Origin of the sequence: Pedobacter duraquae (assembly GCF_004362245.1) — a bacterium.
GTDB classification, from domain to species: domain Bacteria; phylum Bacteroidota; class Bacteroidia; order Sphingobacteriales; family Sphingobacteriaceae; genus Pedobacter; species Pedobacter duraquae.
This window is the reverse complement of record NZ_SNWM01000001.1, coordinates 200574-225913: the sequence shown is the minus strand read 5'-3', so window position 1 is coordinate 225913 and position 25340 is coordinate 200574. Positions and strand designations below refer to the sequence as shown.

At 39.7% G+C, this 25340-nt stretch carries 29 protein-coding genes; 18 read left to right on the top strand and 11 right to left on the bottom strand.

Translation table 11 applies throughout. The annotated features are described in order from the left end of the window. On the bottom strand, nucleotides 1-1089 hold the full coding sequence (locus CLV32_RS01100; RefSeq protein ID WP_133551534.1) for a sensor histidine kinase: 1089 nt from the start codon (nucleotides 1087-1089) through the stop codon (nucleotides 1-3). A 108-nt stretch (nucleotides 1090-1197) separates the two neighbouring features. Here CLV32_RS01100 and CLV32_RS01095 point away from each other — a divergent pair, with 108 nt between their 5' ends. From CLV32_RS01095 to tssD (CLV32_RS01085), 3 genes are all read left to right on the top strand, one after another. Further along, nucleotides 1198-1413, top strand: coding sequence for a hypothetical protein (locus tag CLV32_RS01095; RefSeq protein ID WP_133551533.1), 216 nt, complete (start codon nucleotides 1198-1200; stop codon nucleotides 1411-1413). 387 nt (nucleotides 1414-1800) lie between these two features. Continuing rightward, nucleotides 1801-2196 (top strand): type VI secretion system tube protein TssD, encoded by a 396-nt coding sequence (gene tssD / locus CLV32_RS01090; RefSeq protein WP_133551532.1) that lies wholly within the window; start codon nucleotides 1801-1803, stop codon nucleotides 2194-2196. A gap of 69 nt (nucleotides 2197-2265) precedes the next feature. Then, entirely contained in the window at nucleotides 2266-2661 is a 396-nt protein-coding gene (gene tssD, locus CLV32_RS01085; protein WP_133551531.1) for a type VI secretion system tube protein TssD, read from the top strand. A 64-nt stretch (nucleotides 2662-2725) separates the two neighbouring features. Here the strand turns inward: tssD (CLV32_RS01085) and CLV32_RS01080 are convergent, their stop codons facing one another. Continuing rightward, the gene (locus tag CLV32_RS01080) at nucleotides 2726-3886 is read right to left on the bottom strand and encodes an iron-containing alcohol dehydrogenase (protein ID WP_133551529.1); all 1161 of its coding nucleotides are present in this window, start codon (nucleotides 3884-3886) and stop codon (nucleotides 2726-2728) included. Nucleotides 3887-3957: 71 nt separating this feature from the next. On the opposite strand from CLV32_RS01080, the gene CLV32_RS01075 reads away from it, so the two are divergent. From CLV32_RS01075 to CLV32_RS01070, 3 genes are all read left to right on the top strand, one after another. Next, nucleotides 3958-4380, top strand: coding sequence for a GNAT family N-acetyltransferase (locus CLV32_RS01075; protein WP_133551527.1), 423 nt, complete (start codon nucleotides 3958-3960; stop codon nucleotides 4378-4380). Between the two features lie 43 nt (nucleotides 4381-4423). Then, nucleotides 4424-4591: a hypothetical protein gene (locus CLV32_RS23020; protein WP_166641855.1), complete on the top strand. Its 168-nt coding sequence runs from the start codon at nucleotides 4424-4426 to the stop codon at nucleotides 4589-4591. A gap of 126 nt (nucleotides 4592-4717) precedes the next feature. After that, on the top strand, nucleotides 4718-5284 hold the full coding sequence (locus CLV32_RS01070; protein ID WP_133551525.1) for a hypothetical protein: 567 nt from the start codon (nucleotides 4718-4720) through the stop codon (nucleotides 5282-5284). Nucleotides 5285-5298: 14 nt separating this feature from the next. Here CLV32_RS01070 and CLV32_RS01065 read toward each other — a convergent pair whose 3' ends face one another. Next, nucleotides 5299-6924, bottom strand: a complete 1626-nt coding sequence (locus CLV32_RS01065) for a serine hydrolase domain-containing protein (protein ID WP_133551523.1) — start codon at nucleotides 6922-6924, stop codon at nucleotides 5299-5301. 42 nt (nucleotides 6925-6966) lie between these two features. Then, nucleotides 6967-7818 carry an AraC family transcriptional regulator gene (locus CLV32_RS01060; protein ID WP_243732205.1) on the bottom strand — a complete coding sequence of 284 codons (852 nt, stop codon included), beginning with the start codon at nucleotides 7816-7818 and terminating at the stop codon, nucleotides 6967-6969. A 101-nt stretch (nucleotides 7819-7919) separates the two neighbouring features. On the opposite strand from CLV32_RS01060, the gene CLV32_RS01055 reads away from it, so the two are divergent. Then, entirely contained in the window at nucleotides 7920-8381 is a 462-nt protein-coding gene (locus CLV32_RS01055; protein ID WP_166641854.1) for a DUF4268 domain-containing protein, read from the top strand. A gap of 2 nt (nucleotides 8382-8383) precedes the next feature. Here CLV32_RS01055 and CLV32_RS01050 read toward each other — a convergent pair whose 3' ends face one another. After that, entirely contained in the window at nucleotides 8384-9604 is a 1221-nt protein-coding gene (locus CLV32_RS01050) for a DUF2252 domain-containing protein (protein WP_133551521.1), read from the bottom strand. Between the two features lie 122 nt (nucleotides 9605-9726). Between CLV32_RS01050 and CLV32_RS01045 the strand changes: the two genes are divergently transcribed. From CLV32_RS01045 to CLV32_RS01035, 3 genes are all read left to right on the top strand, one after another. Continuing rightward, on the top strand, nucleotides 9727-10044 hold the full coding sequence (locus tag CLV32_RS01045; RefSeq protein WP_133551519.1) for a hypothetical protein: 318 nt from the start codon (nucleotides 9727-9729) through the stop codon (nucleotides 10042-10044). Between the two features lie 309 nt (nucleotides 10045-10353). Continuing rightward, nucleotides 10354-10854 carry an RNA polymerase sigma factor gene (locus tag CLV32_RS01040; protein WP_133551517.1) on the top strand — a complete coding sequence of 167 codons (501 nt, stop codon included), beginning with the start codon at nucleotides 10354-10356 and terminating at the stop codon, nucleotides 10852-10854. Then, nucleotides 10855-11442, top strand: a complete 588-nt coding sequence (locus tag CLV32_RS01035) for a hypothetical protein (protein WP_133551515.1) — start codon at nucleotides 10855-10857, stop codon at nucleotides 11440-11442. It abuts the gene before it with no gap. A 56-nt stretch (nucleotides 11443-11498) separates the two neighbouring features. Here the strand turns inward: CLV32_RS01035 and CLV32_RS01030 are convergent, their stop codons facing one another. Continuing rightward, complete coding sequence (locus CLV32_RS01030; protein WP_133551513.1) at nucleotides 11499-12689, bottom strand: PepSY-associated TM helix domain-containing protein; 1191 nt, start codon at nucleotides 12687-12689, stop codon at nucleotides 11499-11501. Next, the gene (locus CLV32_RS01025; protein ID WP_133551511.1) at nucleotides 12689-15163 is read right to left on the bottom strand and encodes a TonB-dependent receptor; all 2475 of its coding nucleotides are present in this window, start codon (nucleotides 15161-15163) and stop codon (nucleotides 12689-12691) included. The genes CLV32_RS01030 and CLV32_RS01025 overlap by 1 nt, the downstream gene beginning before the upstream one ends. A 204-nt stretch (nucleotides 15164-15367) precedes the next feature. Here CLV32_RS01025 and CLV32_RS01020 point away from each other — a divergent pair, with 204 nt between their 5' ends. The 4 genes from CLV32_RS01020 to CLV32_RS01005 all read left to right on the top strand — a co-directional run bounded on the left by CLV32_RS01020 (nucleotide 15368) and on the right by CLV32_RS01005 (nucleotide 19322). After that, the gene (locus CLV32_RS01020; protein WP_133551509.1) at nucleotides 15368-17251 is read left to right on the top strand and encodes a gamma-glutamyltransferase family protein; all 1884 of its coding nucleotides are present in this window, start codon (nucleotides 15368-15370) and stop codon (nucleotides 17249-17251) included. An 85-nt stretch (nucleotides 17252-17336) separates the two neighbouring features. Next, nucleotides 17337-17942 carry a hypothetical protein gene (locus tag CLV32_RS01015; RefSeq protein WP_133551507.1) on the top strand — a complete coding sequence of 202 codons (606 nt, stop codon included), beginning with the start codon at nucleotides 17337-17339 and terminating at the stop codon, nucleotides 17940-17942. 119 nt (nucleotides 17943-18061) lie between these two features. Next, on the top strand, nucleotides 18062-18598 hold the full coding sequence (locus CLV32_RS01010) for a pyridoxamine 5'-phosphate oxidase family protein (protein WP_133551505.1): 537 nt from the start codon (nucleotides 18062-18064) through the stop codon (nucleotides 18596-18598). 13 nt (nucleotides 18599-18611) lie between these two features. Further along, nucleotides 18612-19322 (top strand): DUF92 domain-containing protein, encoded by a 711-nt coding sequence (locus CLV32_RS01005; protein WP_133551503.1) that lies wholly within the window; start codon nucleotides 18612-18614, stop codon nucleotides 19320-19322. Nucleotides 19323-19333: 11 nt separating this feature from the next. Here CLV32_RS01005 and CLV32_RS01000 read toward each other — a convergent pair whose 3' ends face one another. Next, nucleotides 19334-19720, bottom strand: a complete 387-nt coding sequence (locus CLV32_RS01000; RefSeq protein WP_133551501.1) for a group III truncated hemoglobin — start codon at nucleotides 19718-19720, stop codon at nucleotides 19334-19336. A 110-nt stretch (nucleotides 19721-19830) separates the two neighbouring features. On the opposite strand from CLV32_RS01000, the gene CLV32_RS00995 reads away from it, so the two are divergent. Beyond that, on the top strand, nucleotides 19831-20820 hold the full coding sequence (locus tag CLV32_RS00995) for a 2-hydroxyacid dehydrogenase (protein WP_133551498.1): 990 nt from the start codon (nucleotides 19831-19833) through the stop codon (nucleotides 20818-20820). On the opposite strand, the gene CLV32_RS00990 is transcribed toward CLV32_RS00995, so the two are convergent. Continuing rightward, nucleotides 20817-21320 (bottom strand): DUF892 family protein, encoded by a 504-nt coding sequence (locus tag CLV32_RS00990; RefSeq protein ID WP_133551496.1) that lies wholly within the window; start codon nucleotides 21318-21320, stop codon nucleotides 20817-20819. The two genes, CLV32_RS00995 and CLV32_RS00990, sit on opposite strands and share 4 nt — an antisense overlap. Before the next feature lie 20 nt (nucleotides 21321-21340). Next, nucleotides 21341-22639 carry an MFS transporter gene (locus CLV32_RS00985; protein WP_133551494.1) on the bottom strand — a complete coding sequence of 433 codons (1299 nt, stop codon included), beginning with the start codon at nucleotides 22637-22639 and terminating at the stop codon, nucleotides 21341-21343. A gap of 90 nt (nucleotides 22640-22729) precedes the next feature. Between CLV32_RS00985 and CLV32_RS00980 the strand changes: the two genes are divergently transcribed. Then, nucleotides 22730-23263 carry a 5' nucleotidase, NT5C type gene (locus tag CLV32_RS00980; protein ID WP_166641853.1) on the top strand — a complete coding sequence of 178 codons (534 nt, stop codon included), beginning with the start codon at nucleotides 22730-22732 and terminating at the stop codon, nucleotides 23261-23263. A 14-nt stretch (nucleotides 23264-23277) separates the two neighbouring features. Here the strand turns inward: CLV32_RS00980 and CLV32_RS00975 are convergent, their stop codons facing one another. Continuing rightward, entirely contained in the window at nucleotides 23278-23715 is a 438-nt protein-coding gene (locus CLV32_RS00975) for a helix-turn-helix domain-containing protein (protein ID WP_133551491.1), read from the bottom strand. Between the two features lie 86 nt (nucleotides 23716-23801). Between CLV32_RS00975 and CLV32_RS00970 the strand changes: the two genes are divergently transcribed. Both CLV32_RS00970 and CLV32_RS00965 read left to right on the top strand, forming a co-directional pair. After that, nucleotides 23802-24506, top strand: a complete 705-nt coding sequence (locus CLV32_RS00970; RefSeq protein WP_133551489.1) for a CPBP family intramembrane glutamic endopeptidase — start codon at nucleotides 23802-23804, stop codon at nucleotides 24504-24506. A 33-nt stretch (nucleotides 24507-24539) separates the two neighbouring features. Continuing rightward, nucleotides 24540-25298, top strand: coding sequence for a DUF72 domain-containing protein (locus CLV32_RS00965; RefSeq protein WP_133551487.1), 759 nt, complete (start codon nucleotides 24540-24542; stop codon nucleotides 25296-25298). The last annotated feature ends 42 nt before the right edge of the window (nucleotides 25299-25340 follow it).

The window sequence follows — 25340 nt, the reverse complement described above, 5'->3', positions numbered from 1 at the left end:
TTAGAAACTTAGGGTTAAATCAACTTCAAATCTGTCTTTCTTTTCTGTGATAGACAGCGTATGTTTTCCTGGATACAAAATTTCCAATCTTCTTTTCACATTCTTTAATCCAATCCCTCCGGTGTATTCTGATATAGGTTGAGTTAGTGAAACCTGTAACGGCTTACTATTTTGCAAGAGGAAATGCAGACCCCCGGCAGATACTTTAATATCCATATTGATCCAGGATTTTCCGAAACTTGCCTTTGTGCCGTGTTTAAAAGCGTTTTCCAGGAAATTTATGAGGAGGAGCGGAGCGATGTACTGATCCTTCACTTCTCCCTCAACATTCATGGTTACCGTACATTGGTCATCACGATGCCTGAGTTTCTCGAGAGCAATATAACTGTTTGTAAATGTGAATTCCTGGGCCAGTAAAACGAGGTCAGCTTTACATTCGAAAAGCATATAGTGCAGTAAGGATTCCAGCCGCTCGATAATAACAGCAGTTTGTTCAGATTTTTTTAAGCTAAGCGCATAAATATTGTTGAGCGTATTAAAAAGAAAGTGGGGGTTAACCTGTGACTTTAGAAAGCTGCTTTCCAAGGCAATTTTCTCTGTTTTAAATTTGGCCAGCACTTGTATTTCTCGTTGTCTATCGTATATGTCCTGGAAATAAAATGCAGCGATAAAAAAGGAAAAAAGGGCAATTAGCGCAAAAATGTATTTACCGAGCATGCTCAGAAAAGCTGTGTCAGGTATCGGATTCAAACTGGGAAACTGCAATAGTATCAATTTAACAAATACGACCTGCAGGCAGTCGGCCAAAAACACCAGCAAAATCAAGCTGATCCAGAAGTAAATCAACTTCTTTGGCCGATACAGCGGCATTACAAAAAACAAAAAGCTATAGCAGAGCAAGATAAGTGTTAAGAATCTACTCAAAGACACTTCCATGGTGTAAGCAAGGGGGTATTTGGGAGCAACCAACGCGGCCTTATACTGGAAATAAAATACCACAGCAAGTAGTGTCCAATAGATGACATGCAGTCTCCATTTTTTTCCTTTAAATACAGAACTGATCTGGTTTTTGATGGTAAGTGAGGCCAAGTTTCTTTCGGGTGCGTATTTGTATTTCCAAATATGGTATTTTTTAATGTAATCTTTTTAAACCAGAAGCGGTTTAACGTGTTTTTTAACATATAAAAGGATTATATCATGGATAGTATTGAATCATTAAACAACCAGGAGGATGTGAACCCCGGGACAGAATTAGATAAAATCATCAATAACGATGAGCCCGAAACGAATGTGAAAACCGGCGGTACAGGAGCAAATAACCCGGTGCCAACCCCGGGAACTGTGGTCATCAAAGAGAATGATCAAGGTGATGGCCGTATCGTTGAAAACAGGCCCTCAAAGCCGAGTAATTAAATTAGATTTAAACAGAGCCTGATTACCCGATCAGGCTCTTTTATGGGCGTCTGTCGGCGCCACCTGTAATAATGTGAAGTAACTTATTAATCGAAGATTCTGTTTCTGTTTTTATGTTCAGGTTCACAGCATGTTGTCCCTACATTCTACACGTCTTTTGGTACGGAGTTTATTGCCGTTTAAAAAAAATAAAAAAAATAAAATGTGGTGTAACATCTATTAATTGTTTGGCAGGTGCTCTGCGCGAGTTTTTTTATAAACGTGCTGAATTCGAAATTTTTGTGCTATAAATGAGTGAGATAGGCTGATACTTGGCCTGATCTTTGGACTTGAGTTATCAGCAGCAGGACGCTGTCAATTAAATATTCACCTTTAAATTTTAAAGCTATGGCTTTCAAAGCTAGATTAAATTTTTCAGGCAAGGAGTACGATGTACTTCATTGTGCCTATGCGTTAAACAGGGATGTTGACGCCAAAGGAAGACCATCCTCCGGAGTTTATGGAGGAACCATTGATGTGGAAATCGAATCCACTGAAGACACTTCGATCATCGAAGCAATGGTGAACAACCAGTACAAACCAATTACGGGAACACTTCTGATTAAAAAATCCGAAGAAGATGCCAAAATGAAAGAAGTTAATTTCGAAGATGGGTACATTGTTAAGTACACTGAAGGAATTAACATCATAGGCGACCATCCCATGACTCTGAAATTTCAGATTTCAGCCAGAAAGCTCAAGCTAGGAAACGCAGAGCATGTAAACGACTGGCCTAAGGCTTAATTACGGTCTTTTGCTAACCAGCCCGGGATGGGTAAACTTATTATTTCTTAACATTTAACATGTACAATCATGGCATTTAAAACCCGCTTAACTCTGGGATCAAAAGAATTTGATGTCCTGCAGTGTAATTTTTCTTTAAACCGCGATGTTGACGCAAAAGGCCGTCCATCTTCAGGTGTTTACGGTGGTACTATCCACATTGAAATTGAATCTACTGAAGATACTTCAGTAATAGAATCAATGGTCAATAACCAATATAAACCACAATCCGGTACCATCATTTTCAAAAAAGGAGAAGAAGACGCCAAAATGAAAGAACTGACTTTCGAAGACGGCTATATCATCCAGTATAATGAGGGTATTGCTGTAAATGACAATACTCCTATGACTTTAAGTTTTGTTGTATCGGCGCGTAAATTGAAGCTTGGTAATGCTGAGCACGAGAACGACTGGCCGAAAGCTTAATCGTCAGTAAATAAAAAGGGCGGTTTCTGCAAAGAAATCGCCCTTTTTATATGCTATCTATTGACTAGTAGCTCATTTCAACAATCTCCTGCACGTGTGCTGGCGTAAGTGATTTGTGTTCACCTAAACCATTCCAACCGCGTTCTATAAAGCGCGCAGAGATTTTTTCTGCAGTTCCTTTATAGTCGGATGTATATTCTGAAAGGGCGGTTTTGATATCCAGTGAATGGAAAAACTCTTCTGTTTTGACAATAGCTTCTTTTGCGATGTCTTCATCAGTACCTTCAGTAAGGCCCCAAACACGCTTTCCGTATTGCGCTAATTTCTCCTTTTTAGATTCAAAATTGAAACGATAGTGACTTGGTGCTACTATGGCAAGCGTTCTTGCGTGATCAATACCAAATAATGCAGTTAACTCATGCCCCATCATGTGCACTGCCCAATCGCCCGGTACACCTTTCTGTATCAATCCGTTTAGTGCAAGGGTGCAACTCCACATAAAGTTTGCTGCTGCTTCATAGTCTGCAGGATTTTTCATAATTCTAGGCGCAATTTCGATCAGTGTCTGCATGATACTTTCCGCAAATCTATCCTGAAGATATCCGCCAGCAGGATAGGTCATATACTGTTCTAACACGTGTGTAAAAGCATCGGTAACTCCATTGGCTAACTGTCGCTGCGGAATTGATGCCACTACCTGAGGATCCAGGATTGAAAATACAGGGAACAGTCCGGGACCGCCCATAGCTCGTTTTTCTTGAATCTCTGCACGTGTGATAACGGCACCTGAATTCATTTCCGAAGCTGTAGCTGGCAAGGTCAATACCGTTCCAAAAGGCAAACCTACTGTTGTAGGAATTCCATTAGTCAGGATATCCCAGGGGGTATCGCCCTTAAATAGGGCCGCAGCGGATAAGAATTTAGTGCCATCAATTACTGATCCACCGCCTACGGCAAGTAAAAAAGTAATGCTTTCGTTTTTTATTACCTGAAGTGCTTCAAGTAATACCGCATATTCCGGATTTGCAGGGATGCCGCCAAATTCTACGACTTCATGACCGTGCAAAGCTTTTTTTACTTGCTCGTAAATACCGTTTTGTTTGATGCTACCGCCACCATATAGTAATAACACTTTGGCATCTTTCGGTAGTTCTTTTTCAAGATTTTTGATCTGATCTTTTCCAAAGATTATTTTAGTTGGGTTCTTTAATTCAAAATTTAACATATCGTGTGTTTTTGGTAAAGGTAGGATGTATCATTACAGGCATCATCATCTTAATTTCATATATTTAAGTGATGGAAGAAATTCAAATTGAACAAATACGATACGAGTTAACCTGGCGTATCAGGCATCAGGTAATGTATCCTGATCAACCTTTCGATATGATTAAGCTGCCAAACGATGCAGATGGAATTCACTTTGGGCTATACGTAGGATCCTGGATTACCGCTGTAGTTTCTGTTTTCGAAAATGGGCAGGACTATCAATTTAGGAAATTTGCCACACTCGAAGCGCAACAGGGGAAAGGTTATGGATCAGCATTACTTAAATATATCATAGATTACTGCAGGGACAGGGGAGCTAAAAAAATCTGGTGCAATGCGAGGATATCTGCCGGGAGTTTTTACCACAAGTTTGGATTGGTTCCGGTAGGAGCAACTTATATGCAATACGATATTGAATTTGTTAAGATGGAATTGAATCTCGAACAAAAATGATGAACTTTTGTTGTTCAATAAATTAATGGTTATATTTGATAGCATGAACAAGGATAAGGAACTTAGTGCTGTTATCCACTCTACAAGTGGAGGCAGATTGTACATTGAGGCGCAGGATTTCTTCGGTCAGGATAAGATTAAGAATATGGTTTCTAAATTAATGGAATCAAGTATTTTTAAGCAAATAGAGCGGGAAAAAAATAAAAAATAACTATCCATGCCATTCAATCTACTCTTATTTCCTCTGATAGGGGGGTACTATATTTTGATTAGATTTGAATATCTCAGGTACAGGCAATACAGGCTTGAAAATCAGCGAGTGTTATTAAATTCTGCTATGCTTGGCATCTTTTTACTTGGGGCCTGCCTGATCATAAGAACATTTTTATTGACTGTTGCTCCTGAGGCGGTGTCGATGATCAGTAACGCCCTCCCGCTTAAAACACCATTTTTCGGAACCGCAAGCATGTCGCTTGTTGTTGCTATTTTAGCTACAGAAATTGCTAATAAATTTATTAGCCGGGAAAAGGCTATTCAGCATGCATTAACTGCTGTCGGAAATGAATTCGAACTCCTTTTGAGCACGTCATTTAGCAATGCGCATCTTTTACAGTTTACCTTAAATAACAACAAGTTTTATATCGGATGGGTTAAGGAACTGCCAAAACCTTTTACAACAAACTACATTAGAATTACACCTGCGTTTAGTGGTTACCGGGACGATAAAAAGGAATTAGTCTTTACTACCCAATACCTATCTGTTTATGCAACTTATATAGAAGAGGGGTCGGTAGCAAATATCGGAGATCTCAAAACGGATCTGGTAATAAAGGTTGATACCATTACATCTGTTTCTTTTTTCGACATCAATATGTACAGTCGGTTCAATCCTGCAGAGGCCTAGCTTAAGGCTTTAAATTATAGAATAGCAGGTAATATATACTCTTCGATAATCTGATCGGCCTGGCGGTGGGCATAACCGTTTCCATAGGCTGTAGCTGTAATTACCACTACAAGATCGAGGTCTTTGAAAATGTATATTTTGTTACCTCCATTTCCCGAGCAGTAATAAGCTTCCTGTATTTTTCCCCCGCTGCGGTATATTTTATTCCAAAACAAGTAGCCATAGTACTCACCTGGTTTCTCTGTAATTGGGATCTGGTGACTAAGACTTTCATTTACCCATGCCTCTGGAAGAATTTGTTTTCCTTTCCAGCGTCCTTTGTTGGCATAAAGTTGACCATATTTAGCAAAATCAAGGGCATTCATTCGGATTCCACCTGCTGTACTTGGTGCTTTTTGTGGCATATATTGCCATTTATAGTTTGTGATATTAAGTGGTTTAAACAACTTGTTGTCTGCATATTTATCTAGTCCACCGGGAATGACCTGGTCAAGCGTACTACCTAATAGCATAACGCCTGTAGTAAAATAATGCCATTGATGATCGTATTTAACAGTATCTAGCGGTAGATCCAATGCAAATTTGACCCAATTGTCGGTAGGATACATATTCTCTTCATTACCAGGTGAATTTGGATCATCATCGTCACCATCGAAACGCGAACTCATAGTCATCAATTCTTTGAGCTTTACACGTTGCTTAGCACCCGAATATTGTTGGAAATCTTTTACCTGATAAAAGTCGCCCAGCGTCTGCTCTACCGATTTGATATATCCATCGCGTATTGCCATGCCCGTAAGTGTAGATGCAAATGATTTTCCAACCGATCGTACATCATGTAGACTATCGCGCGAGCTGCCATTAAAATATTCTTCTAACAATATTTTGCCTTTTTTAAGGGCTACAACGCTGGTTACATGTCGGAAAACATCAGCATCTATATAAGCTTTCAACTTTTTGATGCTGTTATGATCAAAAGAATCCTCTGATGGAGTCAGATCAGGATAGGATTTTATTTCAGACAATTTAATGTCGGATACATTGACATCGGGTTTACGTTTGACAAGTAATTCCAGTTGTCCTTGGGCGATAATGTTACCAATTTTTAGGTCTGGCACCTTAATATAAGGGCGGATCAAAAGTTTAAAAATATGAGTTCCCTCTGTTAGTGCCTGATCGCCACCATTGAACATAAAACGGTTCCAGGCCGATTGGCTCCACCAAGCACCTTCATTTTGATTGTCGATCAGCGGTTTATTCCATTCGGTTTCCGTTTGCTGCTGCAAAGCCCTTGGCGCTCCGGGAATAAGGTTAGTTTGATAGATCAGGTGATCATCTACGAGAAATGAGAACTGATAATTGCCGATTTTTGAAAGTGAATCAAGGCTTAGCGCTGGAGCCAAATCATGTAAAGAGCTACTTAACGTTTTTGCCAGAAAAACACTGATAAATAGATTTGTCTTATTTGTTAATATGGTTTTTTGTAAATTATCCTCAGTTGCAATCTTGTTTACAGTAACTGCACTATTGGTAAAAAAAATCTTCCCGGACCTTGTGGATGGAATTGTTTGAGCCTTAGAATTTTCAAAAGCTATTACTGTAAAAAGAAGGATGAGTAAGTTCTTTAGGATTGAATGCATAGACAAATCTAGAGTTGTAAAGCCATTAAAAATAGAATCCCGTTAACATCTGCTAATTAATTTTTTATAGCTGAGGGGACTCATTTGCTGATATTGTTTAAAGATCCTGATAAAGTGGCTTTGATCGGCAAATCCGCAGGAAGCAGCGATGCTGCTAAGTGTATGGATTGGATTTGACATCAAAGCCAATGCCCGCTGAATTTTTAGCTGCCGCAGGTAGTCGCTCAGAGTGTTGTTAAAATATATTGGGAAACTTCTTGATATGTGAACGGGATGAACCCCCGCTACATTAGCAAGTTCTTTAAGTGAAAACAGATGACTCTCAGGTTCGTCGTTAAGTAGTTGCCGGAGTCTGTTTACCCACAATGGCTTGTCTACAACTTTTTTAGTAGTATAGCCAGAGGCGGCAGATAGCAGTGAAATAAGCAAACTGTCAATAGCTGCTTCTGAGGGATTTTCATCTTGTTTTGTTGTGGCAAAGATTCGGTACATCTCCAGTTTGGCAAAAGGGTGTTTAATATTGCTGCTTCCCTCCATAATGTCGCTGCTGATGTCATATTGGTCAAACCAGTGTTGCTTGAGTTCAATTTGAAATCCGCGTGTAAATCCTTTTGGTTTGATGTTGTAATGGGCTTCCTGCCAGTTGTGAAAAAGTAAATCTCCAGATGTACAGTGATATACTTCTTTTTTATTGCCCTCTATCACATTTCCCTGGATGATAAAGGTAAAATAGGCATTTTCATGATAGTGCCAGTCAACAACCGGAATTGTATATTCCGTGTCTGTAATGATAAGCGCCTGTAGTTGCAAGGTCTGATTTGTAACGCCGTAAAATTGTCCTGTTTTTAGTTCCAGCATCAGAAAGCAAATTACGTTTATTTTAGTTTGATGCATAGATCTATTTAAAATTGTTGCTGTTCTGAATTAATAGTTTCGGGATTTAAAACCTATCCTTACTTTTGCACCTAATAGGAGTGTTTATTTAACAGGGAATTTTGTATAGTAAAGATCAGGCATCGGCAATTAAGCAGGAATTTTGGACAGCATTTGGTCAGTACATGGCTTTACAGCTTTCGGCAGAGGGGCTGAGAATAAATTGGGTGAATTATAAAACAGGAATTAAGTATCTGAATTTTAAGCTTGAGGCAGGGCAGCGGTCGGCGAGTATTATGATTGAGATTTCGCATCCAGATCTGGCCATTCAGGAGTTGATTTTCGAACAGTTTAAAGAGCTAAGAAACATACTTCATGCTGAGCTGAATGAAGTGTGGAATTGGGAACTGCACGTGCCGGATGCTTACGGAAAAACAGTAACACGAATCGTGAAACAACTCGATGAGGTCAGCATTTTCAAAAAAGAAGACTGGCCGACACTCATCAGTTTTTTGAAACCCAGACTTGTTGCATTAGATGAGTTTTGGAATGACGCACAATATAGTTTCGAGTTATTTAAATAACCTTAATTAAATACACCATTCTGGTAATCTTCCTTAAAAGTGTTAAAATCTTTTTCGATATCTTTTTTAGTTTCGAGCGCATAATTTAATGCTGCTTCCTGCCACGTTTTATCTGCGCCAAATGCTTTCAGTTCATCTATAACAGCAGATCCGTCCATTCCGCCACTTCTCAATTGGGAAGAGGCCGTGAGCACGGCCATATCATCAATAACCTGAATGATGTCGCGATAGCGGTCTTTGATCAGCTTAAATCTGATGGTATCCTTAACTGGTTGTAGTTCCTGAATGACATATGAGTCGCCATTAAATTCTGTTGTGCTTAACATGGAAGATGACATATGTTGCATTCTTTGCTGAACCATAACTATCCTTTCTGATTCCGATGTCCATTCAGGTTGCTTTGCCTTTGTGTATGGTAATAAAGATGACGGGAAAGATTGTTTCATATCTATTATAAGATAGTTATCTTTCTCGATCTTACTCTTCAGTAAAAAAAGATATCGTTTAACACCAATACTTCCTGTGCCAGCAAGTCGAAATACCGCATCTTTGACTTTATAATTGTATGGACTTTCATTAGATTCTGCTATCCAATGCTCCATGTGTTCTATTAAAGCTTCTTTTAGTGGTTTGTGAATTTTGAAATGCCTTTCGTCATGTAAGGACAGAACGACTTTATGTTTCTTTTTTTCAGTACGTTTTTCCAGGATATCCTTATAATTGTTTTTATCGGCACTGTTCAGGAAATCGCACACAATTCCTTTAGCCGTTCGCGGATCAATATTAATTGGTTTTCCTGTGCAGAGTGTTGCAGAATAAGTTTTTAAAAATAACGTAGCCATATTGAACGCCTGATCTTGGTCAATATCCAGTGCGTCGAAAGCTAGGAAGATGCTGGTAATCAATCTCAATACTTCCCAAAGTGCCGGAGCAAGAACGGCTTCGTCAAAATCGTTCAGGTCAAAATAGACCAATTTATTGTTCGCTTTATAGCTGCCATAGTTTTCCAGGTGTAAGTCGCCACAAACCCAGGTGACCGGTGATGCAGGGATTTTCTTTGCATTCCTGAGATTTTCGTAAAATAAATGGCAAGTACCGCGGTAAAAACGAAAGATGTTTTCAGTCATGGCCTCATATTTGAGTTTCACCATTTCGGGCAGTCTATGTTGATTGAACTTTTTTAAACGTTGAGCGAGTGCTGGCATATATGGCTTTTCCATCATAACATACTCCTTTAATCATTGTTTAAGATTTCAATGTATTACATAAACCTGACTTTAAGAATTAGATAAATTAATAAGAATAATTATATTTGCTAATATTTGTAGTATTACCTGATTGATGTATGACTGTAACTGTACTTCCGATTATAGAGCACGATAGCAAGCCTGCGATTCCATTGGCTAAAGTTATGAATGAAAGATTAACCAGATTTGCGATGGAATTGCAGGATGTTCATCTTAAGGGACTCATTAAGCGGGAGCCACTTTTTGAAGATGTGGTGATCTATATCAGTTATAATCCCAATTATGCTGTTCGATGGAAAGTTGTCAATGATGTATCCTCTGAGGTGGAGCTTATTGTCGCGGAACAATGTAATAGACTGGGTTATATCAAATGGAAAACTACTTCTGTAAATACGTTTAACGGGAACAAGAGTTAAATACCAATTTATTTTAACGAATTCATTATCAGTCTTTTTTGTGCTTTTTTAAAATCCCTGTAATTTTTGAGTTGCGGTAGATACTAACTGGTCGTATTTGATCCGGAGTCAATAACATCACGTAAAGCAAAAATAAAAAGATGAAAAAAATAAATACTACTTCTTCAGCTTCTGCAGCCCTTGTAATTCTCAGTTCAATCTTTGAGGGACCATACTATATTAAATATTCTTTGTGGATCTGCACGTTAATTTCCGTAATTATAAGGATTGTTCGTTATGAACGAGAGCGAAGAATGAAACTTGTCGAGCATGGTAAAGATATATGTTCGTAACATGGATGAAAAAGTCTTTCTGGAACAGATTAATTCGCATAAAGGTATTCTCTTCAAAGTAAGTAATCTTTACGCCGATGATGCTGAAGACCGAAAGGATCTCCGTCAGGAAATCATTTATCAGTGTTGGAAATCGTGGAATAATTTTAAGGGTGATGCGAAATTTTCAACATGGCTGTATCGCGTTAGTCTTAATGTTTCTTTGACATACCTAAGCAAACAAAAAAAGGCGGCTCACGTTAATGGACTGCCTGCCGAAGCCTTGTATTTTGAGCAACCACAATTATCTGAAAGGGCAGAACTGTTATATACTGCAATACGGCAATTGAATGAAGTTGACCGGGGAATAATTATGTTGCACCTTGATGGTTATGATAACGCTGCGATCAGCGAGATTACAGGAATATCAAAAAATAATACAGGTGTTAAGCTACATCGTATCAAACAACAACTGGCAAGTATTTTAAACAAAAAATAAATGGATATACAGGAAGAATGGGATAGCCTGAATGCTGAATTTGAGCATAATTCTATCGCAGATCAGATAATGCTGAAAAAGCGTTCTACCGGAGTCTACGAGACGACACTTAAGCACTTGAAATATAAACTATATTGGGTATTTGGACTTTGCCTCTTACCATTAAGCTTAGCCCTGCTTAATTCGGGATCATTACAGGTTTTGCTTTTAGGAGCATTTGCAGCCTTTCTGTTTGCAGCTGTAGCGATGGCAATGAAATTAAAGTCGCTGCCAGCTCAGTTAAATTATAGTAAGGTAACTAGCTCGTTACTCAAAGAACGTATCAGGTTGATTAATGAAATATTACGTTTCGAGAGGTACTGGGGCTATATTTTCATCCCGATCGCGGCTCCAATTGGTATCATTGCCTCACGACTGGTAAAGCGGAATGATTTTTCGTTGGTTTTTAACAGCGATAATTGGTTTTATCTGGTTCCGGTATGCGTATTTCTAGCTGTTGCCGGCATTTTTTTAGGTGCAAAGATGAATAGATTTGCCTTCGGTACTTATCTGGATAAATTAAGAGAGTATGCTGAACAATTGAGCTGAGTACGAAATTATAGGATGAACAATGCCCCAGGGAGTATCCAACTTTTGGGGGCATTTTAATCACTGAGGCCTTTTTCTTTTGTGGTAAGAATAGGTTTCTTTTTTTTATTACGTTTTCCGTACCAGATCATAAATCCAGATATAGGGAGTGTCGCACAAAGTAAACTGGCAATAAAAGCGATAATTTGCGTGCCGACACCAAACAGTCGTCCTGTATGGATATCTAAATTGGAATTTCTCCATTTCATACCAAATGTTTTTTCCGCATGCGGCATTACGTCAATTTGCTTGCCGGTACGACCATCATAGAAGTAATAGCTCACGCCCCGCCAATAGTCGGTATTATCATTAATGCAAACATAGGCCATAACCACTTTGTTCGTTTCGTCAGGGATACCCAGACTAACCTCATTCCAGTTGCTATTTAACTGTTTCCGCAAATTATAATGAATGATGTCAAGTTTATTTAAGGTAGAGTCACTTGTGTTGATTACCGGTAACGGTCTTGCAAAACTGGGCTTTTCCTTGGTTCCAAGGATTTTATACATTCCAGTTTCCCACCATTTAAAAGACCAGACCAACCCGGTAATAGCGATTAATATGGCAATTGGGAGTGCATAAAATCCAAGACTGTTATGCAGGTCATAATTCAGTCGTTTCCATTTCGAATTCCATTTGATGCTTATACTCTTTTTAAATTGCTTATAGTTTTTAGGCAACCAAAGTACAAAACCTGTGATCATCATCAAGAGGAACAGTAATATACAACTTCCTACAAGCACACTACCCACCGGTTTAACCAATAATAACTGTCTATGTAACTGCTCTACAATATTGAAAAACTCATAACGCATATCTATTACACCAAGTACTTTCCCGGTATATTGGTCTACGTAAACCTGATCCAGGTATTCGAACTGACTGAAATAGGATAAGTTTATTTTTTTGGGACCATTTACCTTGAACCCAGAAAATACATAACTACGGTTTGGATCGGTGATCTTCACATTATTGAGTACTTTATTAGGATCAATGGATTTCTGAGCAATCAAGAGTAGCTCAGAGATAGGTTTTGCTTGTCTTTTTACTTCTACATACACTAATTTTTTATGTACACTATCGAATATTTCCTCATCAAAGGCATAAATACAGCCGGTTATTGCTACTATTACAACTACAATACCGGTGGAGAGGCCCACCCAAAGGTGGAGCCATCCGGCGATTTTTTTGAGTTTGCTTTTAGCCATTAAAAGGAGTATCCTAAGGTTAACATGTAGTTTTCGGGCTGACCAGGGAATAGGCGTAAGTAGTCATAACCACCAATCCAGTGCTTTTTGTTGCCGATGTTATTGGCATTAAGTTGTAATTGCAGTTTGCCAATATTGTAAAATAACGCAGCGTTGAATAGCGTATACGAGGGTAGCGTAAGTTGATTATCCGGGCTGAACTTCGCGTCATACAGGAGGTTTCTTTTATCAATATAGTTAATGCCAAATCCAACACCAAAACCTTGTAACGAGCCTTTGATGAAACTATAACGGCTCCACAAATTTGCGCTATTTTTTGGCGTGTTTGGCTTTTGTATGCCGATTTCTCCAGGAATTCCGCTGTCAAGGATTTTTGCTGTATTATAAGAATACGAGGCGATAACATTCCAGTTAGGCATGATTTTACCAATTACATCCATTTCAAATCCCTGGGATTTTTCATCACCAATTTGCCTTAATACGTCTGTTACTCCAGGTGTATTATAAAGGGCTCCGGTTTGTTTAATTTTGTAGACCGCTGCGGTAACAGTCAGTTGATCTCTGAACCAACTCGTTTTTGTACCAAACTCAATCATACTGCTTTTTAATGGATCAAAGGGTCCTCCTGCATTTGGGTTGGCAATTGTTGCCGACGTTTGAGGATTATAACCTTTCACGTAACTTCCATAAACGTTTATGTTTGGGATAATTGTATAAACTGCACCTAATCTTGGCAGCCAGGCTTCCGAATGTGTTTTCGATTCAGTTGTGGTTTTGTAATTAGAATAATCCGTATAATATTCATACCGGATGCCCAATAACACCTGTAAAGCACCTATTTTCAGTTGATCCTGGACGTAGCCAGCATTAAGGTAATAGTAGGCTGGGGCGACGGTTGATTGCGTAAAGAAATCTTTGCTATCATCCTGCATCCGCTGTGAGGAAATCGGATCACTTAGGTTAAAATGCGGAACATTTGGAACGGGATTACCTGCGGCGTCTAACAGATATCTGCTTTTATTGGCAACAACATAACTAGCAATAGATCCGTTATTGGCAGCATTTCTATATCCTGAAGCTGTTAATTGAGATCCTCCCACCGGAGTTTTTTCGCTTCCATAATCTAATCCTGCAACAATCTTATGTTCTATGATACCTGTTTTTGGAGTATAGTTTAAATAGCCAGAAAAATTATCAATAAAACGCTTACGCTGACGAATCTGAACGATCATACCTGCAAGGTTGTTGATGGGTGCACCGTTTCCATCAAGTGCGTAGGAATTTGATGTCCGGTGTTCATTTAAGTCTTCGGAATAGCCTGTTTTCATATAAGAAGCATTCAGGCTAAGGTTATTGGAAATTTTGTGATTTAAGGAGACTGAGGCGTTATAGGTGATCTCATTGAGATAATCATTTGTAGTATTCAGTGATAGCGATTGCGGTGTAGAATTCAAATCAAAACTACCGAAGATTGGCTGACCACGGTCTAGGCGACTTCTGGAATCTGTATAAACAAGGTCGAAGTTGATACGTGTTCTATCTGAAGGAATAAAGGTAAGTGACGGCGCAATTACAATATTTTTATCAAACATGAGGTCTCTAAAAGATTCTGCATTTTCGTACCCAACGTTAACACGATATAATAATGAACTGTCTTTTGTGGCAGGACCGGTGAAGTCGCCGAGAGCCCTCAAAGTGTTGAAGCTACCTAAAGCGAAACTCACTGATTTACGGCTTTCATCAAGAGGTTTTTTTGTGACCCTGTTTAACACACCACCAGGACTTGCATTACCGAATAAAGCTGAAGACGGACCTTTAAGGATCTCGACACGCTCGAGATAGTTCGCCAGCGACTGTTTCCAGAATCCGGTACTGGTTCTCATCCCATTTAATAATTGGGTGTTGGTTTGACCATTAACACGGAAGCCGCGGATTGTTAAATCATCGTAAACACTAAATTGATTTACACCGCTGAAGTTTTTAACCACGTCACCAACGCGCATTAAACCCTGATCAGCAATTAATTCCTTACTGGCGTACGATACCGATTGTGGAACATCTTTCAATTGATTTTCATTCTTGCCGATAAATGTGGAGGTTGTCTTATAAGTTTTTTCCTTACGACCTGTAATTTCTACCTGCTGAAGTGCATCGCTTCGGGATTCGAGGGTAATATTTTCTTCAACGCTATTATTTTGAACAGTGATCGTTCTTACACTTTCTTTGAACCCTATGAAGGTATAACGAATGGTTAACTTACCGTTTTGGATACGCAATCTATAGTAGCCTTTGTTATTAGTTGACGTCGAAAAAGATGTACCATCAACAGTAACGCTGCTGCCAGGAAGGGGTTTACCTTCCTGGTCTTTAATATAGCCTTCTACATACACTACAGTCTGCTGTGCATGAAGGAAAGTTGGTATGACCAGTAGAATAGGTAAAAGGATGGATCTGAAAATAGAAGTTAAGTGCATATATTATTTAGATTGATTAAAAATTACGCAAACTTAAACTTATTTTATAAAACAAGCTATTTTGTTTAAACTTATTCTAAATAATTAGTGCGTTACATATTTTGCTTATCGCATGATTGGCCGTATCCAGAATGTGACATGCAATCTTACTATTGCCTTCTCTTTGATTTTCGAATTGTTTATTTTTAGCTCATAAAGCTGATTATGAAAGTACTGTCACTTACCTTTTTGCTCACCGTCACGCTGTTTTCGGCATGGGCTCAACCTACGCAGAAACCCGTTATTTATGGTAAGAACTGGATGGCCATTACTGGTAAACCACTGGCGGCCACTGCTGGTGCCATCACTTTTCAAAAGGGAGGGAATGCCGTTGATGCAGCTTGCGCTATGCTGGCGGCAACATGTACTATGTGGGACACCTTAAGCTGGGGTGGAGAAACCCAGGTTTTGATCTACAATCCTAAAACCAAAAAAGTTATTGCGATCAATGCAATGGGTGTTGCACCAACTGGTGCTACGGCTGATTTTTTTAAAAGTAAAGGATACAACTTCCCGCCTGAATATGGGCCATTAGCTGCAACAACACCTGGAACGGTAGGTGGATTGATCTACATGCTGGTAAATTATGGTAGCTTAAGTTTGGAGCAGGTATTGGCACCTGCTATGGAACTGGCGGCGGGTTATCCTATTGAAGCGCAGGCTGCAAATGCTATGGAGCGTGGTAAAGCACAAATCAAAACATGGCCTTACAGTGCGAAAGTATTTCTTACCCATCCAGGTGAAAAAAGAGAAGCACCTGAAGCGGGGGAGATCTTCGTTCAAAAAGATTTGCTGGTTACGTTAACTAAAATGGTTGCTGCAGAAAAGTTGGCACTAAAAAGTGGAAAAACCCGTAATCAGGCATTGATGGCGGCATATGACAGATTCTATACTGGCGACATTGCCCGTGAGTTTGTTCGCGGTGCACAGGAACAAGGTGGGTTGATTACGATGCAGGATTTAGCCAAATGGAAGCCTTTAGAAGAAGATCCACTTACAGTGAACTATAAAGGAATTGATGTGTATAAAATGCAGCAATGGACTCAAGGGCCAGTCATGTTACAGGCTTTGAATATACTTGAGAATTTTGATCTGAAAAGTATGGGCTACAATAGTCCGAAATATATTCACACCCTTTACCAGGCAATGAATTTATCATTTGCTGATAGGGATTTTTATTATGGCGATCCGCGTTTTTCACCTACAGAACCGATGAAGGGTCTGTTAAGTAAAGCGTATGCCAGGCAGCGGGCTTCATTAATTCGTTTTGATAAAAATGATGCTGATATTGGTCCTGGAAATCCATATCCATTTGAGGGAAAAGTTAATCCCTATATAGACTTACTTAAAGCCAGGGGGTATGATTTGGACACCGGAAAGCGGAATTTTGCGCCTAAGCATGATTTGGGTAAAAACACCACACCGGAGGCGTTATATCATGACAGACTGTGGTTAGGTACTACGTCTGTAGAGGCAGCAGATGCTGCCGGATGGGTAGTATCGATCACTCCGAGTGGAGGCTGGCTACCTGCGTGTATTGCAGGTAATACAGGGATAGGGATGAGTCAACGTATGCAGAGTTTTGTGTTAGACTCAACTATTAACCCATTCAACGTTGTTGCGCCTGGCAAGCGACCAAGGGTTACACTTTCACCTTCATTGGCTTTGAAAGATGGTAAACCTTATCTTTCCTCTGCTGTACAGGGGGGAGATACCCAAGATCAGAATCTGTTACAATTCTTCCTGAATGTAACTGAGTTTGGGATGAACGTTCAACAAGCTGCTGAAGCCCCTAACTTTAATACAAACCAACTCTGGCTTTCTCTTGGTGGGACAAAGACAGAAGACCGCAGGCCAAAACCAGGACAGTTGCTCTTGCAGAGTGCGACAAAAGAGGAGGTACGGAACGATCTTAAAAAGATGGGGTACGTGCTCAGCTTTGAAAATAGAACCAGTGGACCGATCAACGCTATATATTTTGATTGGAAACATGGCAGCATGTGGGGCGGATCCAGCAACCACGGCGAAGATTATGGTATCGGCTGGTAGTTTTGTAAAATGTTAAGGTGTGTTAAAAAACTGGTGATCAGTAAATTGATTACTAATTTTACGGGTGTTGTTAAACGCCTAACTCATGCATACTACATACCTGAAAGTCCTTTTTATACTTTTGCTTTTCTGCCTAAGTCAACAAACGTATGCCCAAAAACGCATTGATTCTATTGCATCTAAAAAAGATTCGTCCATATTGAAACGCACTATTCAGCTCAATGAAGTAAGGATTCAAGTAACGCGGAATTATAAAGATGATTCTCTCGCCCTGCGAAAAGAATATGCGAAAGTCTTTGACCATCAGGCTCCGGGTTGGAAAAGCTTGCTGGCGTCAAAAAACAGGATTGCAAAGAGTCCATATCCTTCAAATTCTACTTCTTCCATAGCCGGACTAAATTTATTTGCGGTAATTGCTTTGATCAGAAAAAATAAGTCGCCAGTTGCTAAACTTCAAAAAAGGTTATTGAAGGAAGAAGAATATCATTTTGTAGATCAATCTTTTTCCGCTGAAAAAATCAGATTGCTCACCCCCTTAAGTGGAGATTCACTTTTTCAGTTTACTGAATATTATCGGCCACAGGCCGAGGTTGCCAGAAAAATGACTGACTACGAGATGATGTTGTATATCAAAAAAAGTTATACTCAATTTCTAATCAGGAAAGACACTTCTGGAATCAGTTTTCCATAATAAATGGAGTGGGGTGACAACCCGGCATTATTTGATGATGATGGAATTTACAGGAACATCAGCAGAACATTTTAAGTTATAGGTTGTTAAAACACATCGAAAACTTAATATCAAAACCTATGGACAGCATTAACAATAACCAACCCGAGGAGAATCGCGAAAACCTGAGCAGCGAATCAGCATTGGAAAAAATTAAAGAGATTATCAGTCAATCGGATACCTGCTTTTTCTGTACGCAGGGAAATGGCGGACCATCTAATGGCGTACGCCCGATGAGCATTCAGCAAGTCGACGACCAGGGAATGCTATGGATTCTTGTCGCCAATGACAGCCATACGCACGAGGAAATAGCAATGGATCCAAAAGTTAAATTATTTTTTAAAGGATCTAAGCATTCCGACTTTCTGTATCTTGACGCGAATGCGACCATTCACACTGATCATGCGAAGGTCAAAGAATTATGGAATCCTATTTTAAAAACCTGGTTCACTGAAGGAGAAAACGACCCACGCATTGCTTTAATACGTATTGAACCTTCAGATGGCTATTATTGGGATACCAAACACGGAAACTTCGTTTCAGGAGTAAAAATTATGGTTGGCGCTGCGATCGGTAAAACTTTGGATGATTCTATTGAAGGAACGCTGAAAGTTTAGTAGCATTGCAGCTATGCAAGTTAGTGTTCCGATCTATCCTATTTTACTTTGTATCGCACTGGTAGCAATTATGGTAATTTGTGTGAAAGCAAAGAAATTGACTATTTCAGCTGCGCTGGTTGCCGGATTAATTGGTTCAGTCGTATACCTGGGAGCAGCAGAGAGAGGTATCTTTCTGCTGCTTACGTTTTTTATTCTTGGTGTTTTGGCAACTTCTTATAAAAAAGAAGCTAAAGCTGGAATTTTCAATGAAGAGGTGACAGCACCAAGAACTACAGGACAGGTACTTGCTAATGGAGGAGCTGCGGGAATCCTCGGTCTGCTTGCCTTTTTTAATCCTGAGCATGCGAATATCTATCAATTGATGATGGCCGCGAGCCTTGCCTCAGCTTTGGCTGATACGCTATCTTCGGAATTGGGAGTTCTTTATGGAAAAAGATTCTTTAACATCTTAACTTTTAAACGGGATACAAAAGGATCGGATGGTGTCATTAGTTTTGAAGGCACACTAATTGGTGCTTTTGGCGCTTTACTCATCGCTTTGATATATGCGGGTCTGAGTAAGCTTTCTCTTATCGTTACGCTTGCGGGTATCATTGGAAACATGCTGGATTCCATTCTCGGGGCTGCGCTGGAACGAAAGCAATTGCTCAATAATAATGCAGTTAATTTTTTAAATACTTCTCTGGCAGCGATAGTAGCATGTGCCTTAGCAAATGTTTAATCTACGGTTGACTATAAGATTGTTTTTATTTTGTGTTCGCGCATGTAGCTCAGTTTGCTCATAAACAATGCTGCCATAAGGTCAGCGCGTTTTTTAACTTCTTCTGCCATGTCTCCTATAAAATTGTTGTCAATAGTTTCCCTAAATAACACAAGCCAACGGTCAAAATGTTCTTGTTCTATTGCTAAGGGCGCATGTTTGGCAAAAGGATTGCCTTTAAAGCCGGGTACGCTGAAGAGCGCGGCATTCCAGAATTGGTACATTTTTTCCAAATGTGGTGTCCAGTCCGACACCGCTAGGGCGAATACAGGGCCAATCAGATCATCCTGTTGTACTTTACCATAGAATTCGTTGACAAATGTTTTGATGTCATCAAGGCCGTTGATGTCGTTTTTCATACCCTACAATATTATGTATGCAAATATAGATCAATTCGATGGCGAAAATGATGATGCAAGTCATATGTTTTGCCAACCGATTCGATTACCTTAGTAGAAACAGAAATCAAATGAAAGTAGCCGTTTTTAGTACCTGTGCCTATGATGAAGATTTTTTTAAACAATTTAACACGGGGCATGAGCTTTCTTTTTTTGCCGTTCCGCTAACAGACCAAACTGTATCGCTGACTAATGGCTTTGAGGCAGTGTGTATTTTTGTCAACGATCAGGCGGATGCAGTTGTTTTAAATAAACTTCATGAGAATGGCGTTCGCTTGATTGCTTTGCGTTGTGCGGGATTCAATAACGTGGATTTGATAAAGTCAAAGGAACTGGGGATCCAGGTAGCTCGGGTTCCGGCCTATTCGCCTGAAGCTGTTGCCGAACATGCTTTGGCGTTGATTTTAACCTTAAATAGAAAAACGCATAAAGCTTATAATCGTGTCCGTGAGGGAAATTTCTCTCTGGAAAGATTGATGGGGTTCAACTTACACGGGCGTAAAGTTGCTGTGATTGGGACGGGCAATATTGGAAAAGCTTTTTGCATGATCTTAAAAGGACTGGGCTGCATTATCAGCGCCTATGATCCATATCCAGACGAAAGTCTGAAATCTTTAGGCATCACTTACGGTACACTTAAAGAGACATTACTGGATGCGGATGTTGTTTCGTTACATTGCCCGCTAAACGATGATACTTTTCATCTCATTAATTCAGAAACATTAACTTTATTTAGCAAAGGAGCGATGTTGATCAACACCAGTCGTGGCGCGTTGATAGATACCGCATCAGTAATCAATGCGCTAAAATCCGGTCAATTGGGATATCTTGGAATGGATGTTTACGAACAGGAAGGTAAGCTTTTCTTTAGGGATCATTCCGAAGACGTGATTCAGGATGATCTGATTACCAGGCTGATCTCTTTTCCCAATGTGCTGATCACATCACACCAGGGATTTTTTACTCAAGAGGCTATGGAGCAAATTGCAACAACTACATTTAAGAATATCGACGATTTCGCCGCCGGCGTTGTACTCACCAATAGTGTTATTGGCATTTAAGCACGTTCTGCTGCCGGATAGATGATATTTTGAGCAATCTGACTCAGATAGGCAACGGTATTTTTATAATCTTTGAAGCACTGTTCCAATAACACGGCGGCCTTTTCTATTTTTAAAGCGGTAGCCATTTGATATAATGCTTCATACGCTGCGATCCTAATCTGCACCAACTGTGTGGCTACCTGCAAGATTTGAATATCCTTCAAAACGGACTGCTGTTTTTGAAATCCGCAGATCTCTTTGCCCATTACAAGCAACTCATCGTCTAATGCCGAAGTAATTCTGGAAGTTTTCAAGTTTGCCGTCTCCATGATCTGAGTCAACCTCGATAAATGGTTTTCAAGATCTGTACCCTCAGGGTTAATTGCCGACCTAAGTTCATCGGTAAATGCCGCTTCAGCCATTTGCTGAAAGCATTTCATGTATTTTTTTTCAGCAGCATAAACTTCTGAAAGTGTTTGCAGATATACTTCGTTGAGGGTAAGCGGTGGAGTTTTCATAGTTTGTAAAGATACGGAGATTAGTCTTCGATTTTCGAATGATGTTTAGTGTCTTTCATAGTGATATATAAAATTAACGAAATAAGGATACAAGCTGTCACATACCAGTAAAAGTATGTTTCGTGACCTATGTTCTTAAACCAAAGCGCCAGGTATTCTGCGGTGCCGCCAAAGATGGCAACGGTTAAGGCATAGGGCAATCCAACGCCAAGTGCACGGATATGTGCAGGGAATAGTTCAGCTTTAACAACTGCATTGATACTTGTGTAACCGCTTACAATAATAAGTGCAGCGATCATCAGAAAAAATATAAAGACGGTATTAGTTGCGGAACTTAGTGTGATGAGGATTGGGTAAGTACAAATAGAGCCTAAAATGCCAAAGCCAATTAACAGTGGTTTTCTTCCAATTTTATCAGAAAGTAATCCGAATAATGGTTGCATGATGGCAAAAACGAACAAAGAAGCAAAAGATAGCAATGTAGATTGTTCTTTGCTGAGATGAACAGTATTGACCAGGAATTTCTGCATGTACGTACTGAAAGTATAGAAAGCAATGGTGCCACCTAAAGTCAGACCAACCACGGTGAGAAGTGCTTTTGGATATTTTATTAGTTCAGCGATGCCAGTTTTTTTATCACTTGTTCCTTTTGCTTTGAAGGCTGCTGTTTCGTCAATATGTCTGCACAAGTACAATGCAATAAAAGAAAGGATCGCACCGATAAAAAATGGGATTCGCCAACCCCATGCCTGAAGCTCTGCAGATGTGAGTAGCCAGTTTTGCAGTGCCAGCTGGATTCCCAGCGCCAGGAGTTGGCCGCCTATGAGTGTAACGTATTGAAAACTGGAATAGAATCCCCGACGTTCCCTGGTAGCCATTTCACTAAGGTAGGTGGCGGAAGTTCCATATTCTCCGCCAGTACTAAGTCCTTGGATAAGTCGTGCGAACAGGAGCAGGAGTGGAGCAGCGATACCAATTTCTTTATAGCCGGGTGTGAGGCCGATAATCAAAGAGCCAATAGCCATGATAAATACAGATAGTGCCATTGACTGTTTTCTTCCGTATCTATCCGCAATGCTACCGAATAACCAGCCACCAATAGGGCGCATTAGAAAGCCTACTGCAAAAATTCCTGCAGTATTGAGCAACTGTGCATTCGGGCTGCTGTTTGGAAAAAAAACAGGTGAGAAATACAATGCAAAGGCAGAGTAGCTATACCAGTCGTACCACTCTACAAGATTTCCTATAGAGCCACCAAATATAGACTTCAACCTGTGCTCAATATCTTTGATTTCCCCAGCCTTGAAATGATCTGCCATAAAACAAACATAAGGATTTGATACAAAAGATATCCGAATCTATAGTGAATGTTCTGTTGTTGGGATATATTTGTGGATACTAAAAACTATATGCTGAAGAAGAAAACCATTGCCATCGATATGGATGGCGTACTTGCCGACATCGAGGCCCAAGCCTTAAACTGGTATGAAAGAGACTTTCATGTCAAGCTAACAAAAGCAGATTTACAAGGAAAGACAGAAATGGATCTTTTTCCTGAAAAAGGTATTATACGTGATTTTGTATTAACTAAAGGATTTTTTCTGACATTACCCGTAATGGAAGGGGCAGTAGAAGCTGTGAAATCACTCTCAGAACATTTTGAAATCTATGTTGTATCTGCAGCTATGGAATTTCCACTAAGTCTTAACGAGAAATTGGAATGGTTGGGCATACATTTCCCTTTTATCAGTTGGAAGAATATTATTTTTTGTGGAGATAAAAGCATTATCAATACAGATTACATGATTGATGACCATATTAAAAATCTTGATCATTTTAAAGGGAAGACAATTATGTTTCATGCCTTTCATAATGGCTCTGTTACCCACCATGACCGGGCAAACAATTGGAATGAAGTGATAGCACTTCTGAACCAGGTTTAAAAATAATTCATCTTTTATGCCCAGATCTTCCAGGCGATGCCCGTGTAGAAGATAAGCAGAGCGCCGATAAAAAGGAATAGCTCGAATGTTGTTTCGGGAAAGCTTGCTGATTGGGAAAGATATGCCACGGCGAGAATGAAGAAAAGTAACGCTGTTGAGCAGGTAAGGATAATCTTACCGGGAAGATTGAGTTTAGTCATGAAGGATTCTTCTTCAGCTGTGGATCCCTGAATTTCTGGACGGTAAATTAGTTCTTCAGGATCAATGTCCAGCATTTCTGCCAGTAATTTTAAAGTATAAGATCTGGGCAATACCTCAGCCTTCTCAATGCGTTGCACAGAGCGCAGGTTGAGCAGACAAAGTTGTGCAAGCTCCTGCTGCGAATAGCCTTTTGCTAGTCGCCGTTCCTTAATAATCCTTGAAATTGTTTCTTTTTCTGTATGGTTTACCATAATTCCCTCACGACATTCTTACGGCATTTGTAAATGCCGACCCCGATGCGTCCTCAAAGATAATACATTAGCAAAAAAAAAGCACCATGATTGGCATCAGCATTGAACTTTTAATTTCCTGGGTACTATTACGCCTGATTTTTCGCGAGAATCTCGCAATTCTCGGGTTTATGTTATCAAAAAAGAAATTGGTGCTCGTTATTTCGGGCTTTTTGCTGCCATTGATATATCATATAGTGCTTCAGCTTAGCATTGCTGCTGTAGTGGAAAATCCTTTTATCAAGAATCAACAATATTCCTTTGCCGTATTTGCAAATACCGTATGGTTTATTGTAAAAGGGGTGCTTGTTGAGGAGTTGTTATTTCGCGGAGCTATATTGCTCCTGATTATTCGCAAGTGGAATTTGGCTGCCGGGCTGTGTTTTTCTGCGTTCGGCTTTGGAATCTATCATTGGTTTTCTTACGGGGTCTTCGGTCAACCTGCACAAATGATTACCGTGCTGCTGAGCACAGGACTAATGGGGCTGTTGTTTGCACAGGCCTTTTACAAAGCCAAAACAATTTGGATGCCCATAGCGCTACATTTTGGTTATAACTTTACTTCAATGGTGGTATTTTCCATGGAAAAAAATACTGGTAGCCAATTTTTTGTGAAAAAGTTTATTCTAGATCCTATACATCCTGAAGGTGTGATTCCATTATTGTTGCTGATACTCTATTACGTAGGGTTTCCATTGTTGTGTTTTTTATTTTTACGCAGTATAAAAGAACAGTCGCAACAGAGGATTTAAACAAATCTCGTCAACTTGCAGTTATTGCAAGTGATGCAAGATCTATCTCACGAAAAATATTTTACAGGTACCAGCGGACTGCTTTTGCCTGTTCGTAATAAATTAGCCTACCCGGAAGAATTTAAACAAAAAAGCCGACTGTGCTTTTACGGGTCAATGATGAATAGCATTGAGATTAACAGCTCGTTCTATAAAGTGCCGATGGGTAGTACCGTTCAAAAGTGGTCGGAAGACACTCCTGAGCATTTTAAATTCACTTTTAAACTTTGGAAAGATATTACGCACAACAAAATGCTGGCTTACGATCCTGCTGCGGTTAGCCGTTTTATAGAAATTATCAATAGAGTAAACCAGAAAAAGGGTGCATTATTGATTCAATTTCCACCGAGCATTAGATTAGACCAGACGAGACAAATTACGAGCCTTTTAGCCGACGTCAGAAATGCTGATCCGGCAGGTAGCTGGCATACAGCGGTTGAGTTTAGGCATCCTTCATTATATCATGACGATATGTTAGAGATTCTAAATAATTATGGAATGGCGCTTGTGCTTCACGATCGTCCCCCAGCAATTACACCAATCAAATTATTAGATGCCAATTTCGTGTATGTCCGGTTTCATGGACCGGGAGGGAGTTATAGAGGGAGTTATACAACGGATCTGCTCACAGAATATGCAGAATATATCCGGGAGTGGCTCGCTGATGGGAAAAAAGTGTACGCTTACTTTAATAATACAATGGGAGAGGCCATTCAAAATTTAATGACATTGAGAGATCTGATCAGCAAATAATCGGTATTGTTTTTTCTTGTAAATCCTATCTTGATGCTTATT